The sequence below is a fragment of the Bradyrhizobium sp. 157 genome, assembly GCF_023073815.1.
In the GTDB taxonomy this organism is placed as follows: domain Bacteria; phylum Pseudomonadota; class Alphaproteobacteria; order Rhizobiales; family Xanthobacteraceae; genus Bradyrhizobium.
The window spans coordinates 184,821-208,959 of the sequence record NZ_JADPKF010000077.1 but is presented as its reverse complement, the minus strand read 5'-3'; the positions used below and the strand labels follow the sequence as shown (position 1 = coordinate 208,959).

The following is a 24,139-nucleotide window of genomic DNA, read 5'->3' as shown; positions in this document are numbered from 1 at the left end:
TCAAGTTGACTTGAACTGGCATCATGTAGGCTTCCGTTTGGTGAAGACAAGCGAAAGGAGACGGCATCATGGATGCGGCGTACCGAGGCGATGACGAGCAGATGAGGCTTTGGAACGGGCCTGCAGGGCGCGCGTGGCTCGGAACTCAGGATTTGATCGAGCAGATGTTCAAGCCGTTCGAGGAAATGCTCGTCGAGGCGGTTGTCTCAAGGTCCGGCGTGCACGTGCTCGACGTCGGCTGTGGCGTGGGCGGCACAACACGCGCGGTCGCGCGGCGGCTCCCAAGAAACGGAAGCTGCACCGGCGTCGACATTTCGGAGCCGATGATCGCGGCCGCCCGAGCCGCCGCCGGGTCCGAGGGAGTGCCGGCGAGGTTCATTTGCGCCAACGCGGAGACCTATGCGTTCCAACACGATAGCTTCGACACGATCATCTCGCGCTTCGGCGTCATGTTCTTCGAAAATCCGGTTCGCGCTTTCTCGAACCTGCGGCATGCCGTCAAGGATGAGGCCGAGCTTCGGTTCGTCGCATGGCGCGAGCCTGCGGAAAATCCGTTCATGACGACAGCCGAGCGCGCCGCGGCACCGCTGCTGCCAAATCTACCCGCCCGCCGGCCGGGTGCGCCCGGACAGTTCGCCTTCGCCGACCGCCACAGAATCAATGCCATCCTGCAGGAGAGCGGCTGGGCCGAGATCGATATCCGGCCCATTGATGTCGCCTGTACGCTGCCCGAGAAGGAACTGGTCCGTTACCTGTCGCAGCTCGGTCCCGTCGGCCTGATCCTGCAAGAGACGGACAGCGCGATCCGCGATCAGGTCATCAAGACGGTTCGCGCCGCTTTTTCTCCTTTTGTGCACGGCCCGGAAGTTCGCTTTACAGCGGCTTGCTGGATGGTGAGCGCTCGATCACCGTCTGCGGCAGGCGCGGCAGAGGAGACGATGCGTGGCTGACGTGACGGACTATCTCGTGCCCGCGGTCTTGATTGGAGCAGGTGCGACGGCGATCATGGACGGCTGGATGGTGGTGCGGCAGCGGCTGCTCGGCATTGCCCCATTGGACTATGGCTTGGTGGGTCGTTGGATCGGCCATCTGCTAAGCGGGCGTTTTCGCCACGATCAGATCGCCGTTTCCCCGCCGGTGCGGGGCGAACGCCTGATCGGATGGGGCGCGCACTATCTGGTCGGCGTCGTGCTAGCGGCCATGTTGCTTGCAATCTGGGGCCTCGATTGGGTTCGGCGCCCAACCATCATTCCTCCGCTGGTTGTCGGCGTCGGCAGCGTGATCTTGCCGTTCCTGCTGATGCAGCCCGGGATGGGTTTCGGCGTCGCCGCCAGCCGCGTGCCACGTCCTATGGCCGCTCGCCTGCATAGCCTCGTCACACACGGTATTTTCGGACTCGGTCTGTATGTGTCTGGCTGGCTCGCAAGTTTGTTGAGTATGTTTTGAGGATGTGCCGTCCTACGGCTCCCGCTGCCGCAGCAGGTTGTCGAGATCAAGCCGCTTGGTGAACATCGCGAGCGATTCGTCGGGTGCGCGGGGCCATTCTTCCTTCGGCCGGTCGCGATAGAGCTCGACGCCGTTCTGGTCGGGATCGCGCAAATAGAGCGCCTCGCTGACGCCGTGGTCGCTGGCGCCGTCGAGCTCGATGCCGGCCTGGATCACACGATACAGCGCATCCGCCAGCGCCGGGCGCGTGGGATAGAGAATGGCGGTGTGGAACAGCCCCGTGGTGCCCGGCGGCGGCGGATGGCCGCCTTTGCTCTCCCAGGTGTTGAGGCCGATGTGGTGGTGATAACCGCCGGCCGAAATGAACGCCGCGCCAGAACCCATCCGCTGCATCACCTCGAAGCCGAGCACGCCGCAATAGAAGCCGAGCGCGCGTTCGAGATCGGCGACCTTGAGATGGACATGCCCGATCCGCGTGCCTGATATGATGGGTGAGTTCTGGGGCATGTGTTCTCTCCGCTTTGGAAGTATCCGTGCCCCGGATGCGGCGCAGCGCGTCCAGGATCGCGCTTCGCGCGACTCCGGCAGTGCGCTGCTAAGCCGGGGCCTATGTCAGAGGCCGGCATGGGGTCCCGGCTCTGCAGTGCACCGCTGAAGAAGCGCTGCACTGCGTCCGGGACACGTAGGCGTGGGTTTTCCTCACGCAAGATCCGACACCTCGCCGTCCGGCAGTCCGAACTCGAACGTGTTCAGCGTCATCGATACCATCGTGTAATAGCCGCACAGCCCGATAATTTCGACCACACCGCGTACAGTGAGCAGCGCGACAGCCTCATCATACAGCGCTTGCGACACGCCGTGGCCCTCATGCAGCGACTTGGCGAGATCATAGATCATCCGGCCCTTCGGATCATCGAAGACAGGCGTGCGGCGGTCTCTGATGTCCTCGATGATCTTCGGATCCATGCCGTCCTTCAGCGCCAGGCGCTTGTGCGCATACCATTCGTAATGCGAGGTCCAGTGCCGCGCGGTGACGAGGATCGCAATCTCGGAAAGCTTTGCAGGGAAGATCGTGTTGAAGCGCAGCTGCTCACCGAGCCGCGTGGCGTGCCGCGCCATCTCCGGGCTGTTGAGCCAGGCCATCATCGGTGCCGGCGGAGCGCCGCGCTTGCCGGCGATGGCCTCGTCGTAGGTTTCTTTTTGCTCGGCGTTCATTTCGCCAGGCGAAAGCAACTTCAGCCGCATGCCGGTTTCCTCTTGTTTTTCAATCGTTATCGCCTAGCGCATACACCCGATCGGGCATCGTGACCACCGCCAGAGCGGCATGGGCTGATGTCAGACATATATTGAATTCCGCAACGCGAGGGCTAAGGTCGCTTCCAAACATTCCCACATGGAAACGCCGACATGTCCGATCTGGAAACATTCCGCCGTGAAACCCGCGCCTGGCTCGAGGCCAATTGCCCGCCGGAGATGCGCCGTCCGATGACCTCCGAAAGCGATACCTACTGGGGTGGTCGCAACGCCAAATTCTCCTCCGAGCCGCAGCGCGTCTGGTTTGAGCGGATGCGCGACAGGGGCTGGACCGTGCCGGACTGGCCGAAGGAGTATGGTGGCGGAGGGCTGGAGCCCGCCGAGCACAAGGTGCTGCGTGAAGAAATGGCGGCGATGGGCGCGCGCTCGCCGCTCTCGAGCTTCGGCATCTGGATGCTTGGGCCGGCGCTGCTGAAATACGGCACCGAGGCGCAGAAGAAAGAGCACCTGCCGAAGATCGCCGCCGGTCTGATCCGCTGGTGCCAGGGCTACTCCGAGCCGAACGCCGGATCGGACCTCGCCTCGCTGCAGACCCGCGCCGAGAGCGACGGCGACGACTACATCATTAACGGCCAGAAGATCTGGACGTCATACGCCAACTACGCCGACTGGATTTTCTGTCTGGTGCGCACCGATCCCACGGCGAAGAAGCATGATGGCATCAGCTTCATCTTGTTCGACATGGCCTCGAAGGGCGTCTCGACCAAGCCGATTCTTCTGATCTCCGGCTATTCGCCGTTCTGCGAAACCTTCTTCGACAATGTGCGGGTGCCGAAATCGCATGTGGTGGGCCAGGTCAACCGTGGCTGGGATGTTGCAAAATATCTGCTGCAACATGAGCGCGCGATGATCTCGGGCACTGGAGAGCGCGGCATCGGCCGTCCGCTCGGGCAGGTCGCGGCCGACTCCGTCGGTAGCGATGATTCCGGTCGGCTCGATGATGCCATGCTGCGCGGCCAGATCGCCGCGTTCGACATCGACGAGGCGGCGTTTGCGGCTGTGGCCGAACGCGCGATCGATCTCGCCAAGGCCGGCCAGTCGCATCCGGCGTTTTCGTCGGCGATGAAATATTACGGTACCGAACTCAACAAGCGCCGCCACGAGATCCTGATGTCGGCCGGTGGCATCGACGCGCTGGAATGGGAAAGCGAGCGCTCCAGAGGCGGCGCACGTTCGCGCGCCTGGCTGCGCACCAAGGCTAACTCGATCGAGGGTGGCACCTCGGAGGTGATGCTCGGCATCGTCGCCAAGCGCATCCTCGATCTGCCGGGGGCTTGACCTGAATCCCTCATCCTGAGGAGCGCGGAGCGCGTCTCGAAGGATGAGGCCCCGATATCGGCCTCATGGTTCGAGACGGCGCCAAGGCGCCTCCTCACCATGAGGATCAAGAGCGAAATCAGTCCAAGATCAGCGTAACGGAATCCCCATGCCCCTCGTCCTCACCGAAGAACAATCCATGCTGCGCGACAGCGCGCGCGGCCTTATCAGCGACAAGGCACCGGTGTCGCATCTGCGTCACCTGCGCGACAGCAAGGACGAAACGGGCTTTTCCCGCGACCTCTGGAAGGCGTTTGCCGAGATGGGCTTTTCCGGCCTGCTGGTGCCGGAGAATTTCGGCGGCAGCGGGCTTGGCTGCGTCGAGGCCGGCGTGGTGATGGAAGAAATCGGCCGCACGCTGATGCCGTCACCGTTCCTGTCGACCGCGGTGCTGGCGGCATCGGCGCTGTCTCGCGGCGGCAGCGAAGCGCAGAAATCGGCGCATCTGCCGAAGATCGCCGACGGATCGCTGCTGGCAGCGCTCGCGATCGATGAGGGCCCAAAGCATCGGCCTTTGCAAATCAACCTACAGGCGGTGCGCTCCGGCAACGGCTTCAAGCTGAACGGTGCCAAGGCGCTCGTGGTCGACGGCCACACCGCCGATCTCCTGATTGTCGCGGCACGCACCGGCGGCGCAGCCGGCGAACGCAACGGGCTGACGCTGTTCCTGGTCGATCCCAAAGCCAAGGGAATTGCGATCGAACGCACTGTAATGGTCGACGCACATAATGCTGCGCGGATCGAATTCGGCAATGTCGAGATCAATGCCGATCAGGTGCTCAGCGAGATCGACCAAGGCGGCGTGTTATTGGAGGGCGTGCTCAATATCGGCCGCGGCGCGGTCGCTTCCGAAATGGTCGGCCTGAGTGAGGAGGTGTTCGGCCGCACCGTCACGTATCTGAAGGAGCGCAAGCAGTTCGGTAAATTGATCGGCGAATTCCAGGCGCTGCAACACCGCGCCGCCCAGCTCTATATTGATATCGAGATCACCCGCGCCGCGGTGCTGAAAGCTCTGCAGACCCTCGACGACGATTTCGAGCACGCGGGCGCGGCAGCGTCAGTCGCAAAGGCCAAGGCCGGCAACACCGCGACGCTCGCGGTACAGGAGGGCGTGCAGATGCACGGCGGCATGGGCATGACCGACCAGTTCGACATCGGCTTCTTCATGAAGCGCGCGCGGGTCTGCCAGGAGTTGTTCGGCGACAGCAATTACCACGCCGATCAGTTGGCGCGGATGAAGGGCTATTGATCTTCATTTTTTGGGGTGCGCGGCGTCCCGTACACGGCTGTCATCACCCGCGAAAGCGGGTGATCCAGTACGCCGCGGCCTCTCGTATTGTTACCAGCGTCTCTGGAATACTGGATCGCCCGGTCAAGCCGGGCGAGGACAGGGTGTGGTCAGCGAAAGAACTCACCTAATCGGCGGCGCGTACTGAATCCCGCCGTTGCTCCACAGCGAATTCAACCCGCGCGGGATCTTCAGCTTGGATCCTTCGCCGACATTGCGCTCGTAAACCTCGCCATAATTGCCGACATGGCGGATGATGCGGGCGGCCCAGTCCTTGGGCAGGCCGAGATCTTCGCCATAGGCGCCTTCGGTGCCGACCAGCCGCATCACGTCGGGCTTCTTCGACTTTAGCGCCTCGTCGATGTTCTTCGAGGTGATGCCGAGTTCCTCGGCGTTGATCATCGCATACAGCGTCCACTTCACGAGCATCATCCAGTCGTCGTCGCGCTGACGCACCACGGGTGCAAGCGGCTCCTTGGAGATGACGTCGGGCAGGATGACATGGTCGCTCGGCTGGATGAGGTTCAGCCGGAGTGCGTAGAGCTGGGAGACGTCGGCGGTGAAGGTGTCGCACTTGCCGGACTCATACGCTTTGAGCACATCTTCCAGCCTGGGAAACTTCACCTCGGTGTATTTCATATTGTTGGCGCGGAAATAGTCGGCGGCGTTGAGCAACGTCGTCGTCCCCTCCTGCACGCAAACCTTGCTGTTGTTGAGGTCCAGCGCGGAATCGATGTTGCGCGAGCGCGGCAGCATGAAACCCTGGCCGTCATAATAGGCGACCGCCGGGAAATAGAGGGCGTTATTGCTCTCGCGCGACATGCTCCACGTCGTGTTGCGCGAGAGGATGTCAACCTTGCGGCTCTGCAGCTCCTTGAAGCGTTCGTTGGCATCCAGCGGCACGAATTTCGCCTTCTTGGGATCGTCGAAGATCGCCGAGGCGACCGCGCGGCAGAAATCGACGTCGAAACCGGTCCAGTCGCCCTTGTCGTCGGGGATCGAGAATCCGGGCAGGCCTTTGTTGACGCCGCACAGCACTTCGCCGCGGCGAATCGTCCGCTTCAGCGTCTTGGTGTCGTAACGCTCATAGGTGATCGCGCCAGCCGCAATCGCGATTGCGACCGCCAGCCCAATCAGGAGGCCGCCTCGAAATGTCCGTAGCATTTTTAACTCACTATTTCAGGGGAATGGATCGGCGGGAGAAGCGGCGTTGCAATTAAAGCTCCGGCTTCTGCCGCACGATCACCTTGGTGCCCACGGGCACGCGCTCATAGAGATCGGCGACGTCGGCATTGACCAGCCGGAAGCAGCCGGAGGAGACGGCGGTGCCGATCGTGTCGGGCCGGTTGGTGCCGTGAATGCGATAGACGGTGGTGCCGAGATACATGGCGCGGGCGCCGAGCGGATTGCCGGGTCCGCCGGCCATGAACCGCGGCAGATAGGGCTGGCGCGCGATCATCTCCGGTGGCGGCGTCCAGTCCGGCCATTCCGCCTTGCGGGTGATATTGAGCAGCCCCTGCCACTGGAATCCTTCGCGGCCAACGCCGATGCCGTAACGCAACGCGCGGCCGTTGCCCTGCACCAGATAGAGGTGGCGATCCTGCGTCGAGATGATGATGGTGCCCGGCGGTTCGTTGGTGCGATAGAGCACCGCGGTCTTCCTGAACTGCGGATCGAGTTCGACGTTCTCATCGGGAACAAACCCCGGCTGGTCGCCGACATCGGGCTGCCGCATCTGCGCCTGGCTCTGCGAGGCCGAAAGGATCAGACCGCCGGCGGCGATCACCATCCAGATCAGGTGCCGAAATTTTTTCATCGCAGAAATTCTCCTTGTTGGCGCGGCGGCAAAATGGTTGGCGGCAAATCAGCGGAACCATCAAATCTCAGGGCTGGCTTGATGGCAAGTTTAGGGCGAATGCGGCGGATACGTGACTGAAATGTCGTCCATTTTCGTCATCCACCAAATTCATGGGATATTCCGCCTGCCCTATTTCGGCGCGATCCACAGCCGCAGGCAAAACGAAATCAGCGCGACGGTGCCGACGCCGCCGAGCCAGAGCGCGGCAAACCACAGCAGGCGCTGCATGAGAGGGCGAGGGGCCGGCTCGTTGGGCTTCAATGGTATCCACTCTCGGGTTTGACCTTGCCGCGGAACACCCAATAGGCCCAGGCGGTATAGCCGAGGATCAGCGGGATCAGTCCGGCGACGCCGACCAGCATGAAGAGCTGACTGTTCGCCGGTGCCGCCGCCTGCCAGATCGTGATGCTCTGCGGCACGATATAGGGATACATGCTGATGCCGAGGCCGGCATAGGACAGCATAAACAACGCCAGCGCCAGAAAGAACGGCTGGTAGTCGTATTTCTTGGCGAGACTGCGCAGCAACAGGGCGGTGACTACAGCAACCGAAATCGGTACCTGTGCCGTCATGAGGACGTTCGGCCAGGCGAACCAGCGCTCGGTGTACTGTATATGGAGGAACGGCGTCGCGATGCTGACCGCGGCGATGGCCCCGAGCATCGCGAGCAACAGGACCCAGCTCAGGTGATAGGCGCGGTCGCGCAACTCGCCTTCGGTTTTCATGACCAGCCACGTCGCGCCGAGCAGCGAATAGCCGATCACCAGCGACACGCCGGTCAGAATGCTGAACGGCGTCAGCCAATCCCACCAGCCGCCGGCATAGTGCCGTCCCTCGACATGCACGCCCTGCAGGATGGCGCCCAGTGCAATGCCTTGCGCCAGTGTTGCCAGCAAGGATCCGCCGAAAAAGGCGATGTCCCAGCGGTTGCGTGCGGCTGTCGTCCGCCAGCGGAATTCGAAGGCGACACCTCGGAATACGAGGCCGAGCAGCATCACGATCATCGGCGTATAGAGCGCCGGCATCAGCACGGCATAGGCGAGCGGGAACGCCGCCATCAGGCCGCCGCCGCCGAGCACCAGCCAGGTTTCGTTGCCGTCCCATACCGGCGCGACGCTGTTCATGATGACGTCGCGGTCGCGCTTCTCCGGAAACAGCGGAAACAGAATGCCGAGACCGAGATCGAAGCCGTCCATCACGACGTAGACGAAGACAGCAAAGGCGATGATGAAGGCCCAGACGATGGCGAGGTCGACCGCGACGTTCATGAGCCGGCCCCCTGGGCAGCCGGCGTGATGCCGGCGGTGCGGATCGGCGCCTCGTGCGCCATTCCCTCTTCGCCCGGATACGGCGGCGCCGCCATCAGGCGCAGCAGGTAGATCACGCCGGCCGCGAACACCACGAAATAGACGATGATGAAGGCGATCAGCGAGGAGGCGACCGCGGGCGCCGCCAGCGGCGAGGCGGAATCAACCGTGCGCAACAATCCGTACACCGTGTAAGGTTGCCGTCCGACCTCGGTGGTGATCCAGCCCGCAAGCACGGCGATGAAGCCTGCCGGAGCCATTGCGACCGCAAACATGTGCAACAGCCGCGAATCGTAGAGCTTGCCCTGAACACGCATCAACAGGCTGAACATGCCGAGCGCCAGCATGAGCAATCCCATGCCGACCATGATCCGGAACGACCAGAACGCGATCGCCACCGGCGGCCAGTTTTCGCGCGGCACGGTGTCGAGGCCGGCCATCGGCGCGTCGGGCGAGTGCTTGAGAATCAGGGAGCCGAGCTTCGGCACTTCGACTGCGTAGTCGACCCTGCCGGCGCTCTGGTTGGGCAGGCCGAACAGAATCAGAGGAGCGCCGTCCTTGTGGCTCTGGAAATGGCCTTCCATCGCCATGATCTTCACCGGCTGGTGCTCCAGCGTGTTGAGCCCGTGCTGATCGCCGGCGATGATCTGGATCGGCGCCACCAGCGTCGCCATCCACATCGCCATCGAAAACATCACGCGCGGGCCGGCGAGGTGCCGATCGCGCAAGAGGTGCCAGGCGCCGACCGCGCCGACCACCAGCGCGGTGGTCAGATACGCCGCCAGCACCATGTGCACGAGGCGATACGGGAATGAGGGGTTGAAGATCACCTTGAGCCAGTCGGCGGCGATGAACTGTCCGGCCTCATTGACGGTGTGCCCTGCCGGCGTCTGCATCCAGGAATTGGCCGACAGGATCCAGAACGCCGAAATCAGCGTGCCGATCGCGACCATCAGCGTAGCCAGAAAATGCAGTTTTGGACCGACGCGGTTCAGGCCGAACAGCATCACGCCGAGGAAACCCGCTTCGAGGAAGAATGCGGTGAGCACCTCATAGGCCATTAGCGGGCCGATCACCGGGCCGGTCTTGTCGGAAAAGACCGACCAGTTGGTGCCGAATTGGTAGGACATCACGATGCCCGACACCACGCCCATTGCGAAGGCGACGGCGAAAATTTTCAGCCAATAGTTGAACAGGTTGATGTAGACCTCGCGCCCGGTCGCGAGCCACAGCGCTTCGAGCACGGCGAGATAGCTGGCGAGCCCGATCGAGAAGGCCGGGAAGATGATGTGGAACGACATCGTGAAAGCAAACTGCGCCCGGGCCAATATGACCGCATCCCAGCCTTCAAACATCGCCACCACCTGTCGCAATTTCGCCGGGCGCGATCTTTCAAAAACGGAACTACAGTTTTCGAAAATTGCGTCCGAACCAGGCGTGTACCTTACCACGCCCGATGCGACGATTATACCTGCATGCCGCGCGGAACAGGCGTGCAAGCCTATGCGTCACCCGATGAGTTTAGTCTCAGTCGCCGAATGATCTCGGCCCGTACGGCGTGCGTCTGATCCTTGCCGGCCAGCGGCGGGCTGCGGATTTTCTTTCCCGTGCGAAGCCGGATTGTGATCACGTAGAGGCTGTCCTTGCGACCGCCGCTCTCGACATCGATAGCCTCGACATCGTCACCGCCGATCGTCTCCACCTCTGTTGTGCCTTTCCATGAAAGCCGTTCGATCCTGATCGCGCCATCGTGGACGATCCAGCATGCACTTATCCGATGCAGATATCTGAGCAGCACGAAGGTCACGATCGCGCCGAGCGACCAGACGGCGATCCCGAGGGCGGACAATTTGCCGCTCCACGGTGCATAGATGAATGGAATGCTCAGTGTGCCGGCGAGCAGCACGAACAGAACCTTGAGTCCTCGTACCCTTCTGGGATTGACCGGCTTGCCTAGTCGTATCCCGGCATTGACGGCGTCGAGCGGGTTCTCGGCCGGTTCGGGATCAGGAAGCCGAAGCAGCCGGGCAATGTGGACGGTGGTTTGGTGCACCTGGGTGATATCAGGCAGGGGAGGCGAGGTGAGCAAATCTCCCGATTCGGTCTCAAATACCAGGCTGAACTCGATTGATCTTCCGCTGTTCTTTCGAAGATGCATCCCCGAAATTTCATCATACCTGATCAGTCTTTTGTGCAACTTCCCGAATGGACGCTGTTCGCCGATCAGGATTTCGCCTGATGTAATGATCCAGACAACATTACGATCAAGTAGAGCTGCGCCCAGCAGGAGGCATCCGAACAGCAGTGCAAAAAGGGCGGCGACGCCAAGCCAATATTGGTTCGGCAGATGGCTAAGGCCAGGCAAGGCAACCAAACAAAGGAGTACGGCAGCGCCTGCGAGAGCGAGCCGCTCGTTAAGCGACGTGCCCTTGCGTAGCCTGACTTCATTCTCGTTAGTCGCAGCATCCATCAATGGCGACAAGCATCATGACCGACGTGGTCACGTAAGCGGCTAAGTGTACGGCTGAATTACGGCAGGTGAGAGTAGCCCATCGCGGCAGATTATTCGCGATCAGCTACTCGCCGCAAGGTTGCGTTCAGCGGTCCTCCAAAACAGAGCGACCCGGCTGGGGGGCATCCCGGCCGGGTCGTTGGAGGTCGCTTGGGAGTCTGGAGCTTGGGAGGTAAGAGGAAGTTCAGCGGGGGGTCTCGCTGTCGTAGGAGATCACGCAGACCTCCCTGGGACTCTTGGTGCCGCAATCGACCACCTGTTCGCGCACGAACGTCGAACCGGTGTCGCGCTGGGCGCGCGGCTGGACGTTCTGAGCCGATAGGGTGGCCAAGGTCGCGACGGCGCCGAGCGGGACGATGAAAAAGCGGAAGGACGGCTTCAGCATGTTCGCTCTCCTGTTCGGCGTTGGCGTTGCGTCGTTGACGATCGGTATAGGGGGTGAGTTTTTCCGGGTGATGTCGTGATTTGTTTCATTTGTTTCGCCGGAGGTAAGCTTTGTCCGTCGAATTCGACCCGTTTTCTATCCTTAATGCCGATCTAAGTAATTGAAGTCGCTTATCTTTAAGCAGCGATGCTGTCCACGCCGGCGCCCTTAAGCAACTCGGCCAATTGTTTGCGGGCATAGAACATGCGGGTCTTCACCGTGCTCTGGGGAATACCGATGATCGCGCCGGCCTCTTCCACCGACTTCTCGTGGTAGTAGACCAGGTTGATGATCTCGCGATGTGCCGGCGACAGCTTGGCAACGCAGGCGCGCAGGATGGCGCTGGTATTGCTGCGGTCGAGCGAGGCTTCCGGCGTGTCGGCCTCGTCGGCGATCTCCAGCACGTCTTCCTGCTCGATGTCCTCATGCTTGCGCTGGCGCAGCGCGGTCAGCGCCTTGAACCGGGCGATCGACAGCAGCCAGGTCGAAACCTGCGAGCGGCCCTCGAACTGGTCGGCGGTCCGCCACACGTCGAGGAACACCTGGCTGACGAGGTCTTCCGCCATGGTGGTGTCGCGCACCATGCGCAGCACGAAGCGGTAAACCCGGACGTTATGACGGGAGTAAAGCACATGCATCGCCGTACGGCCGCCCTTGGCAATATCCTGCAGCAGCGTTTCGTCGGATGTCGCGCGGGCGGCGGCAATCGACTTCTTGGCTGCGGCGTTGATGGCGATGACGTTCGACATGACAGGCTCCCAATTCCACGCCGGGCGGCGTTTCGTTAGGAGGATTGTTAATTAAGCTCGGTTTCGGGATGTCTGCACCAAAAGGGAAAAATGGTTTCGTGGCCGAGAGAATTGTTTCGTCGCGGGGCCCGCGACGAAACATTCGGAGATAAAAGGCCAATAATTTCAATGTGCGGAAAATTGGAAGATTTCAGATGCGGATTAGTTCCGCAGGTAGACCCTCATCCCTGAGGAGCGGCGCCTTCGCCGCGTCCCGAAGGATGCAGGCCCCAGACGGGCCACATGGTTCGAGACGCCGCTTCGCGGCCCCTCACCATGAGGGTCGAACAGCAGAAGCGCCGAGACCTAACCCTTCTCACCCGTCGGCGAGAACAAATAGCCGCCGCCTCTGATTGTGCGGATCACGGCGGGCTTGGTTGGATCGATCTCGATCTTGCGGCGGATACGCATGATGCGCAGATCGACGGCGCGGTCGAAAGCCTCGGCGTCGCGCGCATTGGCCAATTCCAACAGCCGCTCGCGCGACAACACCCGTTTCGGATTCGCCGCGAACACTTTCAACAGGCCGAATTCGGACGCCGTCAGCGGATGCTCGTTGCCTTCGTCGTCGCGTAGCGCCTGGGCTTCGAGATCGAGCCATTTGGTGCCGAACCGCACCAGTTGTTCCTTCTCCGCCTTGGCCGTCGCGGGCTCGGGCGTCGCCGTCTTGGCCGGCGTGCTGCGGCGGAGCACGGAGCGGATCCGCGCCATCAGTTCGCGCAGCTCGCAGGGTTTTGCGATGTAATCGTCGGCGCCGAGTTCGAGGCCGACGACGCGGTCGATCGGGCTCGCGGTCGCCGTTAGCATGATGACGGGAACGTTGATGCGGCTCTTCAGGTCGCGAATGATCGAAAGCCCGTCTTCCTCGGGCATGTTGAGGTCGAGCACGACGAGGTCGGGCACGGCGTTCTCGATCTCCCTGCGCAGGCTCTTTCCCCCGTCGCACAAGGTGACGCCGAAGCCGTGCATCTTGAGGTAATCACCGACCATCTCGCGGGCCGGCGCCTCGTCGTCGACGATGAAGATGTGCGGGTTCTGGGTCATGTCGTCTCTGTCGCAGGCAGTGTAACCGTAAATGTCGATCCCTGCCCGGGTCCGGCACTTTCCGCAGTCACATGGCCGCCATGCATGTCGATAATACGTTTGACGATCGACAGACCGAGGCCGGTCGAGCTTTCACCGGCGGTCGGCTTGGCCGATAGCCGCTGGAAGCGGCCGAACAACCGGCCGAGATCCTCCGGCGAAAGCCCGGCGCCCTGGTCGGCGATGCGGATCACCGTGTCGCTGCCTTCATGGCTCACAGTGACCGTGATCTTGCCTCCGATCGGCGAATATTTGATGGCGTTGCTGACGAGGTTGTCAATCGCCTCGCGGATCCGGTCGGCATCGCACATGGTAACGATGTTCGGCGGGGCCGATACCGTGATGGCCTGCTGCTTGTTGACGGCCGAGGGCAGGTTGGAGTCGGTGACCTCGTTCACGAGGGCTCCGACATCGACGGGTTCGCGGCGGATGGTGATGTCGAAGGCATCCGCCATCGCATCCGAAATCAGGTGGTCGACCATCGAGGTCAGGCGTTTGGTGGCATCCCTGATGTGCTCGACCTGTGCGGTGACGTTCTCCTTCGGCGAGCCTGCGCCGATCAATTCGGTCAGCATCTCGGTGCGGCCGAGGATTACGCCGAGCGGGTTCTTCAAATCATGCGCCACGGTGCCGAGAATTTCGTTCTTGAAGCCGTTGGCGCGCTGCAGCCGCAGCCACTGCGCCGAAAGGCGGCGGTTGGCCTGCATCAGCGCGCGGGTGCGCTGGGCGACCCGGTCCTCGAGCTGGGTGTTGGCCTCGTGCAGTTGGCGATAGAGGATGACGTTGTCGAAGGCGATCGACAGCCGGCTGGAGAAAATCTCGACCAGCGCGCGGTCGGTGTCGGAAAGCTGGCGCTCGGCCTGCAACAGCACCACCACTTCGCGGCCGCTGCCGGTGCGCAAATAAAGCACGCTGCGATGGTCGGCGAATTCGTTCTTGCGGCGCTGGAAGGCCGCTTCCACCATTTGCCGCAAATCCGGATCGAGCGCCTTGGAGCTCGTCGTGCCGATAAACCGGCTGTAACAGCCCGAGCCCGCCAGCACCGAGAATTCGCTCCCCGGGGCGCCGTCGTCGCGCAGCACCAGGATGCCGGCGCAGTCGACATTGAGCAGCGAGGCGAGCTGCGTCAAAACGCCCTCCGCCAGCCGCTGCATCGATTTGAAGTCGTAGAGCGTCGAGGCGGCGTCGATGATGATCTCAAGCCCGCGCCTTGTCTGCACCATGCGCTCAAGCTGCTGGTAGCTGCGCAGTGCCGCCGTCAGCGAGGTGAACAACTTGTCGGCTGTCAGCTCTGTCTTGGCCTTGTAGTCGTTGATGTCGTACTGGACGATGACGCGGCGCTCGGGCGCCTGCCCGGGCTGGCCGGTGCGCAGGATGATGCGGACGGTCTCGTTCTTGATTTCGTTGCGGATGTATTCGACCAGGTCCAGGCCCGCAACGTCGGTCTCCATGATGACGTCGAGCAGCACGGCGGCGACATCAGGGTTGTCGCGCATCAAGATGCGGCCTTCGGCCGCGGAATAGGCTGACAGGATTTCCAGCGTCGCGCCGTTGAGACTGTAGTCGCTGAGCGCAAAGCGGGTGCCCTCGTGCACCGCGGCGTCATCGTCGATGACGGCGATCTTCCACTTGCGCGCGGATGAGTCCTCCGGAGCCAGTCCGGTATCGTCGATCAGGTGGAGGACATCGTCCTGTTCGGCCATTGCGAAGTTCCGTCGGCTGCTGTCTGGTCTGTACTCGTGGATCCGCCCTTGGCGACTTTCGGCATGATAATGCGGAAGGTGGTGCCTTGTCCCAGCCTCGACTCCAGCATCATCCGGCCGCCGAGCTGTTGAGTGACAAGATTATAGACGATATGCAAGCCCAGTCCGGTGCCGCCCTCGTTGCGGCGGGTCGTAAAGAAGGGGTCGAATGCCTGCCGTTGCACGTCCGGCGTCATTCCGGCCCCGTTATCGGCAAAGATGATCTCGACATCGTCGCTGCCGCGCGCCCGGGCCGAAATCGTGATCGCGCCGGAGCGGCCATCGGCAAAGGCATGGTTGGCGGCATTGAGGAAAAGATTGGTTAATATCTGGCCGTAGGAGCCGGGATAGCCGTCGATGACGAGCCCTTCCGGCACCTCGACCGACAGCGTGATCGCCGCTTTCTTCAACACCGGCCGTAAGCTCGCGACGATCTGGTCAGTGGCCTCGCTCAGGCTGAATTGCCGGCGCTCTGCGTGCGAGCGGTCGACCGCCACCTGCTTGAACGACTGGATCAGCTCGCCGGCGCGATGCAGGTTCGCCACCAGTTGTCCTGCTGCGTCGCGCGAGCTCTTGACGAATTCGTCGAGCTTGGAGCGGCGGAGCGGCTCGGTGCGCAACTCGGACTCGAATGTTTCGGCCCGCCGCGCAAAGCTCGACGCCACCGTCAGGCTGATGCCGATCGGGTTGTTCACCTCGTGGGCAACACCGGCGACCAGCCCGCCGAGCGCCGCCAGCCGTTCGGCGTCGATCAGGTTCTGTTGCGCGGCGTTGAGCTCGAGCAATGCGCTCTCCGCTCTTTCCTTCGAGGCGCGCAGTTCGTCCTCTGTTTTGCGCTTGGCGATGGCGTTCTCGCGGAAGACGTCCACCGCGCGCGCCATGGCGCCGACCTCGTCCCGGGCGGTAGTGCCCTGTACGCGGCGATCGTAATTGCCCGACGTGATTGCATGCATCGAAGCCAGGATCTGCTGCAGTGGCAGGCGGATCGAGAGCGCGATCAGGACGCCGGCGGACAGGATGATGCCGAGGAACATCACGGCGATCGACAGCACCCGGCGCGAGATGCTCGATAACGTCTTGTCAAAAGTCTCCTGCGCCTTTTGCTCGCGCTGGCGCATCTTGACCGATAGCTCGTCGATCACCGCGATGGCCTCGGCCTGGCTGGCATCGATAGTGTTGCGCAAAAGTTCGGTCCGGACCGCGAGTTGTTCGGTCAGCTTGGCCATGCCCTCGCGCAGTGCCACCGTCCGCGCCTGCAGCCGCGTCAGCGCCATGCGCTGCAGATCATTATCGGCCAGATCGGTCATCGCGGGGATCGTCTTCTCGATCGTCTCGGTATTCCTGCGGGCGTCTTCCGCAGATGCCGAGGCCGGCGACAGGTAATAGGCGTTGGCGGCGACCAGCAGGGCCGTAAACGCCTCGCGTGACTTCCCGAGCGCGGGCCAGATCTGCGCGTCGCGATGCCCGGTGGCGCCCTCGATGATGGAATACAGCCCGGCCATTTCGCGGGCCGGCCCCAGCACCTGCTGCTCATAGGTCTTGGTGATGGTGGCCTGCACGGCGCGCAATTCACCGAAGCCGTTGAGGAAACGGTCGGTGACCTGTTCGAGCCGCTCGACTGACCCTGATAGCATCGGGTCGTTCGAGGCGCGCGTGGTCAGCGTACCGAGCACCGCTTCGCGCAGCAGCAGGATCTCGGCGAACAGCTCAGGGCTCGGCTGATTGATGTAGCGATGGATCAGGTTCTGCAGCCGGCTGGTTTCGCTTTCGAGGTGGGCCAGGATCTTGTCGGACTCCCGCACCTGCCGGACGTCGTCCCATGCAGAGCCCAGCACGTTGGCGCCGTTCCAGATCAAGACGGCGAGCACCATGACGACGGCGGAGTTCAGTCCCGCGATCGACAGAATGCGCCATCGGATCGGCACCGCGCGGAGCCATTGCACGATGCGAAAGCGCCCGCGCGCGGCGAAGCTCGCCGGCCGTTGCGCTGTTTGCTGCTGTTGCGGCGCGCCGGTCAAATCCACTCCACTCTACGAAGGCGCCCGACCAATAACGGCGCCACCGTCCCGATCAATGCAACGTTGGTACGGTGGAGATCGATCGCACCGGTCCGGGTCTGTCCGGGACGGTCCTGTTCCGCGCCGAACTGGTGGGAATGGAACATTTCGTCCCGATGCTTGCCGTTTCGGGGATCGGCGGCAGGAAATCCGCGCGCAAAAACGCTCATTGAGACCGCCGTTAGCAACAGCGCGACAACAAGCACAAAAGTCCGCGAAAGGCTGGCGCGGCGATACACAGGCGACAAATCCCCTTAGAGATGGAGTCTGCGGCGGAGAGAAAAGGTTCAACGCAATTTTAGCAGAATTTGCCGATGCTTGGCTATCAGGGACACGGCGGGGCGGCGGCTAGCCTGGGGTTATCCTCAGGCGCCGGTTACAATCTTTAATTGTGCATTGCGGCGATGTCGGCGGATTGAAACCGCGGTCGCAGGCATTTATGAGGATGCGGCGAACGGGTACATCGCTCGCGCGGCAGAGCAGGGTTGTCACCGGTGAAATCGGCCTTGAGGTTCTTGCAATTCGCAACGCTCGCCGCCGTGGCGCTTGCGTCCCCCGCCCACGCCGCCACCGAGATCATGTGGTGGCACGCGATGTCGGGGGAACTCGGCAAGCAGCTCGAGAAGCTGGCGGCCGATTTCAATGCGTCGCAGTCCGACTACCGGATCGTGCCAACCTACAAGGGCAACTACACCGCGACGGTGACGGCGGCGATCTTCGCATTCCGATCGCGAACCCAGCCGGCCGTCGTTCAAGTCAACGAGATCGCCACCGCAACCATGATGGCGGCAAAAGGCGCGATCTATCCGGTGTTCGAATTAATGCGCGACCAGTCGGAGCCGTTCTCGCCGGAGGCCTATCTGCCGGCAATCACTGGCTACTATGCCGACGTCGCCGGCAACATGCTCTCATTCCCGTTCAATGTCTCGACGCCGATTCTCTACTACAACAAGGATCTGTTCCGCGCCGCGGGCCTCGACCCCGAGGTGGCGCCGAAGACCTGGGTCGAGGTCGGAGCCGCGGCGAAGCGCCTGCGTGCGGCCGGCTCGCCCTGCGGGCTCACCACATCCTGGCCGTCCTGGGTCCATGTCGAGAATTTTTCCGCCTTCCACAATCTGTCGCTGGCAACCCGTGGCAACGGCTTTGGCGGACTCGATGCAGAACTGACCTTCAACAATCCGGACCTGGTTCGGCACATCGCGCAACTCGCGGAATGGCAGGCGACGAAAATTTTCGACTATAGCGGCCGCGGGCAATCGGCCGAGCCGCGTTTTCAAAGGGGTGAATGCGCCATCTTCATCGGCTCGTCCGGGACACGCGCCGACATCAAGGCCAATTCGAAGTTTGAGGTCGGCTACGGCATGATCCCGTACCGGCCCGACATCGCCGGCGCCCCGCAAAATTCGATCATCGGCGGCGCCACGCTATGGGTGCTGCGCGACCGGCCGCGCGCCGAATACACCGGGGTTGCGCGGTTCTTCGCCTATCTCTCCAAACCCGAGATTCAGTCCGCCTGGCACCAGAACACCGGCTATTTGCCGATCACCCGCGCCGCCTTCGACCTCACCCGCGCGCAGGGCTTCTACGATCGCAATCCGGGTACTGCGATCGGAATCGAGCAGATGACCTTGAAGCCGCCGACCGAGAATTCGAAGGGAATCCGGCTTGGGTCCTTTGTGCTGATCCGCGACGCCATTGAGGACGAGTTGGAGCATGTCTTCAGCGGCAAGCGGTCGGCGCATGCAGCGCTCGATGCAGCCGTCGAGCGCGGCAACCGCCTGTTGCGCCAGTTCGAACGCGCCAATCCGGATCAGTAGTCTCACTCCGTCATTGCGAGGAGCGAAGCGACGAAGCAATCCATCTGTCCTCGAGTTGAGCTATGGATTGCTTCGCTTCGCTCGCAATGACGGCGGAAAAGTTCAGTGCCACCATGACCGCATCACTACCGACACTCACAGACTACGAGCCCTTCCGCGCGTGGCGCGCCGATCCGGCGCAGTGGCTGCCGATCGCGCGCGATATCGCTCGCGGCCACGGCCTTACATGCGCGGCGCCGCACATTTTCTCCACCGGCACCAATCTCGTCGTTGCCCTCGACGAAAAGCTCATCCTGAAAATCTTCCCGCCATTTCTTCGCGCCCAATTCGTCTCGGAACGTGGCGCGCTGGCGCAGCTTCACGGACGGCTTCGTGTCGCGATTCCCGAAATCGTCGTCGAAGGCGAGCGCGACGGGTGGCCATATCTCGTCATCACGCGGCTATCGGGCGTGTTGGGCGCAGATGCCTGGCCTTCGCTGCCGGAAACGGACAAGGAGCGTGTGCTTGTCGAAATCGGCGAGACCATCGCCGAGGTGCAGCGCGTTCCCGTCGGGCCGCTCGGGCAGATCGAGCCGGGCTGGGACATCTTCATGCGCCGGCAGATCGAGGGATGCCGCGCCCGGCACGCGCGTCTCGGATTGCCGCAGAAATTTCTCGACGGCCTGGACGAATTGCTGCGCGATGCGGCCTGGCTGGTCGCGCTGGACACGCCAGCGGTAATCCTGACCGGCGAATATATCCCGGAGAATTTTCTCTTGAACCGGGGTGGTTCGGGCTGGCGGCTCGCGGGGCTAATCGATTTCGGCGACGTGATGACGGGGAGGGGCGAATATGACCTGCTGGGTCCGAGCGCCTTCATGACCGCCGGCATGCCGCGTCGCGTGCGAAGCCTGTTTGAGGGCTACGGATACTCAGCCGCGTATATCACGACCGACCTGAAGCGGCGGCTGATGGCGCTGATGCTGCTGCATCGCTTCGGCAACCCGGCCAAGCAAATCTGTATCGAGGGCTGGCAACAGAGGGCCGGCAATCTCCACGAATTGCAGGATCTGCTTTGGCCGGTTTGAGTGCGCCGCTCAGCAATAAAGCGTCAGAAATATCTGCATAATTTATGAGCAAATATGCATCTTTGTATGCAATCCGCAACGATGCCGCATCCCCGGGCGCCATTCGCTTTGGACGCATTCGCCCGCATCATCAATGACTTGGCGTGAAAGAAAGCCTTCCTTAAGGAATGGCACGAACCTTGCGATTCCAGTTCCAAAGCCGCTTTCCCCTCGGGCGTTGGAGCATCACCCATGAAGCGTCGCGATTTCCTGAAATCCGTCACCGGAGTTGCCGCGGGCGCTATGGTGCCCGCGCCGGCGATCTGGTCCTCCGCCAAAGCTCAAGCGCGATCGGAAACGCTGCTGATCGTCTCGGAAAGCGGGCCGAACAATCTCGACATTCACGGCGTCGGCACCAACGTGCCCGGCTATGAGGTGTCGTGGAATTGCTACGACCGGCTGATCAGCCACGAGATGAAGAGCGGTCCGGGCGGGGTGCCGTATTACGACCGCGACAAGTTCAAGCCCGAGCTCGCCGAGGACATGAAGGTCGGCGACATGTCGGTGACCTTCAAATTAAAGAAGAACGCGAAATTCCATGACGGTGCGCCGGTCACCGCCAAGGACGTCAAGTGGTCGCTCGATCGCGCCGTCAGCGTCGGCGGCTTTCCCACGTTCCAGATGGGCGCGGGCTCGCTGACCAAGACCGAACAGTTCGTCGTCGTCGACGACAACACGGTGCGAATCGATTTTGCCAAGAAAGACCGTCTCACCATTCCCGATCTCGCGGTCATCGTGCCGTGCGTAGTCAATTCCGAGTTGGTGAAGAAGAACGCCACCGAGAAGGATCCGTGGGGCCTCGAATACACCAAGCAGCAGACTGCGGGCTCCGGCGCCTACAAGGTGGTGAAGTGGACGGCTGGCACCGAAGTCATCATGGAGCGCAACGACGAGTGGGCCGGCGGTCCCTTGCCGAAGGTCAAGCGCGTGATCTGGCGCATGGTGCCGCAGGCCGGCAACCGCCGCGCGCTGCTGGAACGCGGCGACGCCGACATCTCCTACGATCTGCCGAACAAGGATTTCGTCGAGCTGAAGGACAGCGGCAAGCTCAACATCGTCTCGGTGCCCTATTCCAACGGCGTCCAGTATATCGGCATGAACGTGAAGATCGCGCCGTTCGACAACGTCAAGGTCCGCGAGGCCGTCGCCTGCGCGATTCCCTACCAGAAGATCATGGATGCGGTGCTGTTCGGCCTGGCCAAGCCGATGTTCGGCGCCGCAGCCGACAAGGCGACCGAGGTGGCCTGGCCGCAGCCGACCAAATACGTCACCGATATCGCCAAAGCCAAGGCATTGCTGGCGGAAGCCGGGTATCCCAACGGTTTCGAGACCACGCTGTCCTTCGACTTAGGCTTCGCCGGCGTCAACGAGCCGCTCTGCATCCTGGTGCAGGAAAGCCTGGCGCAAATCGGCATCAAGACCACGATCAACAAGATCCCCGGCGCCAATTGGCGCACCGAACTGAACAAGAAGGTGCTGCCGCTCTACACCAACGTGTTCTCCGGCTGGCTCGACTATCCCGAGTATTTCTTCATCTGGTGTTACGACGGCAAGAATTCGATCTTCAACACCATGAGCTACCAGTCGAAGGCGATGGACGAATTCATCCACGGCGCCGTCGACGCCGCGGCGATCGGCAACACCGCGAAATACGACGCAGATGTGAAGGGCTTCGTCGACCTTGCCTTCAAGGACATCCCGCGCATCCCGCTCTATCAGCCCTACGTCAACGTCGCGATGCAGAAGAACGTATCCGGCTATCAGTACTGGTTCCACCGCAGGCTGGATTATCGCGCGCTGGTGAAGGCGTGATGCGTCATGCTGCGTGCGGGCGAAACATTGGCTTGTTGCGCTCTCGTTGTGAGTGAGGGCCGCAGGGCTCTCTCTCCATTCAGTGAGGGACGCGCAACTCTCTCACTCCCTCCCCCCTTGCGGGGGAGGGGCGGGGAGAGGGGTAAGCCACACGCACCGCCGTTGCCGCCACCCCTCTCCCCAGCCCTCCCCCGCAAGGGGGGAGGGAGCCGAGCTGTGCAAGCGGCAGCGCTTTCTCCGATCATCAGGAGCGCCTCATGCTGACCATGATCGGCAAGCGGCTGATATTTGCGATTCCCTCTTTGATCGGGGTCGTGATCGTCACGTTCCTGCTGACGCGCGCGCTGCCGGGCGATCCCGCGGCCTACTTCGCCGGGCCTGCCGCCAGCAAGGAAGCCATCGAGCAGATCCGCAAAAAGCTCGGCTTCGACAAGCCGTTGATCGAGCAGTTCTTCCGCTACACCAACGATCTCGCGCATGGCGATTTCGGCAATTCGCTGACCACGGGCCAGCCGGTCGCGACCGAAATCCGCAACCGCCTGCCGGCGTCGGCCGAGCTGACGCTGCTTGGTCTCATCGTCTCGATCACGATCGCGATTCCACTGGGCGTGCTGGCCGCAACCCGGCCGGGCTCCTGGATCGATCATCTCTGCCGGATCACGACAACGGCCGGCGTGTCGCTGCCAGTGTTCTTCACCGGTCTCGTGCTGGTCTACGTCTTCTATTTCAGGCTCGGCTGGTCGCCGGCGCCGCTCGGCCGGCTCGACGTGTTCTACAGCGCGCCGCCGACCGTGACCGGGCTTTACCTGATCGATGCCCTGATCGCGCGCGAGTTCGAGACGTTTCGTTCGGCGCTGAGCCAGCTCATCCTGCCGGCGGCGACGCTGGCGATCTTCTCGCTGGCGCCGATCGCGCGCATGACGCGGGCCTCGATGCTGGCGGTGCTGGCCTCCGATTTCGTCCGCACCGCGCGCGCCAGCGGGCTTTCGCCGTCGACCGTGATCGTCACCTACGCGTTCCGTAATGCGATGCTGCCGGTCATCACCACGCTCAGCATGGTGTTCTCGTTTCTGCTCGGGGCCAACGTGCTGGTCGAGAAGGTGTTCGCGTGGCCCGGCATCGGTTCCTACGCGGTGGAAGCGCTGATCTCGTCGGACTTCGCGCCGGTGCAGGGTTTTGTGCTGACCATGGCGGTCATGTACGTGCTGCTCAATCTGATTATCGACATTCTCTACGGCGTGATCGATCCGCGCGTGCGGCTTGAAGGATGAGGTTCGAAGATGAGTAGCGTTGCGCCTGCCGTTGAGCCTGCTGCTCCCGCGCGTAGCTCGGGGTTCGCTGCGATGTTCGAGCACACCCGCTACGTGCTCGGCGAGAACCGCGTCACCGCCTTTGCCTTCGGTCTACTGGTTATCATCCTGTTTGCCGCGATCTTCGGCCCCTACATCGTGCCCTACGATCCGCTCGCCAGCGATACCGCCGCGGCATTGAAGCCGCCGTCCGCCGCGCACTGGTTCGGCACTGACCAATTGGGCCGCGATATCTTCAGCCGCGTCATCGTCGCCACCAGGCTCGATACCTTCATCGCGGTCGCCTCGGTGGCGCTGGTGTTCCTGATGGGCGGGCTGGCCGGCATCGCCGCCGGCTATTTCGGCGGCTGGACCGACCGCATCGTCGGGCGCATCGCGGATACCATCATGGCGTTTCCGCTGTTCGTGCTGGCGATGGGCATTGTGGCTGCACTCGGCAATACGGTGCAGAACATCATCATCGCCACCGCGATCGTGAACTTTCCGCTTTATGCCCGCGTCGCCCGCGCCGAAGCCAATGTCCGCCGCAACGCCGGCTTCGTCCAGGCGGCGCGGCTGTCGGGCAATGGCGAGATGCGGATCCTGCTGGTCCATATCCTGCCCAACATCATGCCGATCATGATCGTGCAGATGTCGCTGACCATGGGCTACGCCATCCTCAACGCCGCCGGCCTCTCCTTCATCGGGCTTGGCGTGCGGCCGCCGACGGCCGAATGGGGCATCATGGTCGCGGAAGGCGCCACGTTCATGGTGTCGGGCGAATGGTGGATCGCGCTGTTCCCGGGGCTGGCGCTGATGATCGCGGTGTTCTGCTTCAACCTGCTCGGCGACGGCCTGCGCGACATCGTCGATCCGCAGCGGAGGACGTGATGGCTGATTCAAGCTTCGCTCGTCTCTGCCCCCGCATGGGGGAAGGAAATGCGACAGGAGTGCTGATCGTTCTACTTTGCATGGGGTT

General features: G+C 62.4%; 23 protein-coding genes. 10 read left to right on the top strand and 13 right to left on the bottom strand.

Features of this window, described 5'->3' with window-relative positions; translation table 11 throughout:
• Window positions 1–68: 68 nt before the first annotated feature.
• Window positions 69–950 carry a class I SAM-dependent methyltransferase gene (locus IVA95_RS20505; RefSeq protein WP_247512103.1) on the top strand — a complete coding sequence of 294 codons (882 nt, stop codon included), beginning with the start codon at window positions 69–71 and terminating at the stop codon, window positions 948–950.
• On the top strand, window positions 943–1,446 hold the full coding sequence (locus tag IVA95_RS20500) for a DUF2938 domain-containing protein (RefSeq protein WP_247512102.1): 504 nt from the start codon (window positions 943–945) through the stop codon (window positions 1,444–1,446). Before IVA95_RS20505 ends, IVA95_RS20500 begins: the two co-directional genes overlap by 8 nt.
• A gap of 12 nt (window positions 1,447–1,458) precedes the next feature.
• Here the strand turns inward: IVA95_RS20500 and IVA95_RS20495 are convergent, their stop codons facing one another.
• Complete coding sequence (locus IVA95_RS20495; RefSeq protein ID WP_247512101.1) at window positions 1,459–1,953, bottom strand: VOC family protein; 495 nt, start codon at window positions 1,951–1,953, stop codon at window positions 1,459–1,461.
• 192 nt (window positions 1,954–2,145) lie between these two features.
• Window positions 2,146–2,691 (bottom strand): carboxymuconolactone decarboxylase family protein, encoded by a 546-nt coding sequence (locus IVA95_RS20490; protein ID WP_247512100.1) that lies wholly within the window; start codon window positions 2,689–2,691, stop codon window positions 2,146–2,148.
• Window positions 2,692–2,853: 162 nt separating this feature from the next.
• Here IVA95_RS20490 and IVA95_RS20485 point away from each other — a divergent pair, with 162 nt between their 5' ends.
• Window positions 2,854–4,038, top strand: a complete 1,185-nt coding sequence (locus IVA95_RS20485; protein WP_247512099.1) for an acyl-CoA dehydrogenase family protein — start codon at window positions 2,854–2,856, stop codon at window positions 4,036–4,038.
• A gap of 148 nt (window positions 4,039–4,186) precedes the next feature.
• Complete coding sequence (locus IVA95_RS20480) at window positions 4,187–5,326, top strand: acyl-CoA dehydrogenase family protein (protein WP_247512098.1); 1,140 nt, start codon at window positions 4,187–4,189, stop codon at window positions 5,324–5,326.
• A gap of 162 nt (window positions 5,327–5,488) precedes the next feature.
• Here the strand turns inward: IVA95_RS20480 and IVA95_RS20475 are convergent, their stop codons facing one another.
• From IVA95_RS20475 to IVA95_RS20425, 11 genes are all read right to left on the bottom strand, one after another.
• Window positions 5,489–6,529: an amino acid ABC transporter substrate-binding protein gene (locus tag IVA95_RS20475; RefSeq protein WP_247512097.1), complete on the bottom strand. Its 1,041-nt coding sequence runs from the start codon at window positions 6,527–6,529 to the stop codon at window positions 5,489–5,491.
• Window positions 6,530–6,581: 52 nt separating this feature from the next.
• Window positions 6,582–7,181 carry a L,D-transpeptidase gene (locus IVA95_RS20470; protein ID WP_247512096.1) on the bottom strand — a complete coding sequence of 200 codons (600 nt, stop codon included), beginning with the start codon at window positions 7,179–7,181 and terminating at the stop codon, window positions 6,582–6,584.
• Between the two features lie 171 nt (window positions 7,182–7,352).
• Window positions 7,353–7,490: a DUF2474 domain-containing protein gene (locus IVA95_RS20465; RefSeq protein WP_156433451.1), complete on the bottom strand. Its 138-nt coding sequence runs from the start codon at window positions 7,488–7,490 to the stop codon at window positions 7,353–7,355.
• Window positions 7,481–8,491, bottom strand: a complete 1,011-nt coding sequence (gene cydB, locus IVA95_RS20460; protein ID WP_247512095.1) for a cytochrome d ubiquinol oxidase subunit II — start codon at window positions 8,489–8,491, stop codon at window positions 7,481–7,483. Before cydB ends, IVA95_RS20465 begins: the two co-directional genes overlap by 10 nt.
• Window positions 8,488–9,885 carry a cytochrome ubiquinol oxidase subunit I gene (locus IVA95_RS20455; RefSeq protein WP_247512094.1) on the bottom strand — a complete coding sequence of 466 codons (1,398 nt, stop codon included), beginning with the start codon at window positions 9,883–9,885 and terminating at the stop codon, window positions 8,488–8,490. Before IVA95_RS20455 ends, cydB begins: the two co-directional genes overlap by 4 nt.
• 146 nt (window positions 9,886–10,031) lie before the next feature.
• Complete coding sequence (locus IVA95_RS20450; RefSeq protein WP_247512093.1) at window positions 10,032–11,000, bottom strand: hypothetical protein; 969 nt, start codon at window positions 10,998–11,000, stop codon at window positions 10,032–10,034.
• 226 nt (window positions 11,001–11,226) lie between these two features.
• Entirely contained in the window at window positions 11,227–11,427 is a 201-nt protein-coding gene (locus IVA95_RS20445; protein WP_247512092.1) for a hypothetical protein, read from the bottom strand.
• 176 nt (window positions 11,428–11,603) lie between these two features.
• Window positions 11,604–12,215 (bottom strand): sigma-70 family RNA polymerase sigma factor, encoded by a 612-nt coding sequence (locus tag IVA95_RS20440; protein WP_247512091.1) that lies wholly within the window; start codon window positions 12,213–12,215, stop codon window positions 11,604–11,606.
• A 345-nt stretch (window positions 12,216–12,560) separates the two neighbouring features.
• Window positions 12,561–13,298, bottom strand: a complete 738-nt coding sequence (locus IVA95_RS20435; protein ID WP_247512090.1) for a response regulator — start codon at window positions 13,296–13,298, stop codon at window positions 12,561–12,563.
• Window positions 13,295–15,040, bottom strand: coding sequence for a DUF3369 domain-containing protein (locus IVA95_RS20430; protein ID WP_247512089.1), 1,746 nt, complete (start codon window positions 15,038–15,040; stop codon window positions 13,295–13,297). The genes IVA95_RS20435 and IVA95_RS20430 overlap by 4 nt, the downstream gene beginning before the upstream one ends.
• Window positions 15,010–17,004 carry a HAMP domain-containing sensor histidine kinase gene (locus tag IVA95_RS20425; protein ID WP_247512142.1) on the bottom strand — a complete coding sequence of 665 codons (1,995 nt, stop codon included), beginning with the start codon at window positions 17,002–17,004 and terminating at the stop codon, window positions 15,010–15,012. The genes IVA95_RS20430 and IVA95_RS20425 overlap by 31 nt, the downstream gene beginning before the upstream one ends.
• A 164-nt stretch (window positions 17,005–17,168) precedes the next feature.
• Here IVA95_RS20425 and IVA95_RS20420 point away from each other — a divergent pair, with 164 nt between their 5' ends.
• The 6 genes from IVA95_RS20420 to IVA95_RS20395 all read left to right on the top strand — a co-directional run bounded on the left by IVA95_RS20420 (window position 17,169) and on the right by IVA95_RS20395 (window position 24,051).
• Window positions 17,169–17,309, top strand: a complete 141-nt coding sequence (locus IVA95_RS20420; RefSeq protein WP_247512088.1) for a hypothetical protein — start codon at window positions 17,169–17,171, stop codon at window positions 17,307–17,309.
• A gap of 333 nt (window positions 17,310–17,642) precedes the next feature.
• The gene (ugpB, locus tag IVA95_RS20415; RefSeq protein WP_247512087.1) at window positions 17,643–18,953 is read left to right on the top strand and encodes a sn-glycerol-3-phosphate ABC transporter substrate-binding protein UgpB; all 1,311 of its coding nucleotides are present in this window, start codon (window positions 17,643–17,645) and stop codon (window positions 18,951–18,953) included.
• Between the two features lie 113 nt (window positions 18,954–19,066).
• Window positions 19,067–20,020 (top strand): aminoglycoside 3'-phosphotransferase/choline kinase family protein, encoded by a 954-nt coding sequence (locus tag IVA95_RS20410; RefSeq protein ID WP_247512086.1) that lies wholly within the window; start codon window positions 19,067–19,069, stop codon window positions 20,018–20,020.
• A 231-nt stretch (window positions 20,021–20,251) separates the two neighbouring features.
• Window positions 20,252–21,871 carry an ABC transporter substrate-binding protein gene (locus tag IVA95_RS20405; protein ID WP_247512085.1) on the top strand — a complete coding sequence of 540 codons (1,620 nt, stop codon included), beginning with the start codon at window positions 20,252–20,254 and terminating at the stop codon, window positions 21,869–21,871.
• A gap of 257 nt (window positions 21,872–22,128) precedes the next feature.
• Window positions 22,129–23,142: an ABC transporter permease gene (locus IVA95_RS20400; RefSeq protein ID WP_247512084.1), complete on the top strand. Its 1,014-nt coding sequence runs from the start codon at window positions 22,129–22,131 to the stop codon at window positions 23,140–23,142.
• Between the two features lie 9 nt (window positions 23,143–23,151).
• The gene (locus IVA95_RS20395) at window positions 23,152–24,051 is read left to right on the top strand and encodes an ABC transporter permease (protein WP_247512083.1); all 900 of its coding nucleotides are present in this window, start codon (window positions 23,152–23,154) and stop codon (window positions 24,049–24,051) included.
• Window positions 24,052–24,139 lie beyond the last annotated feature (88 nt).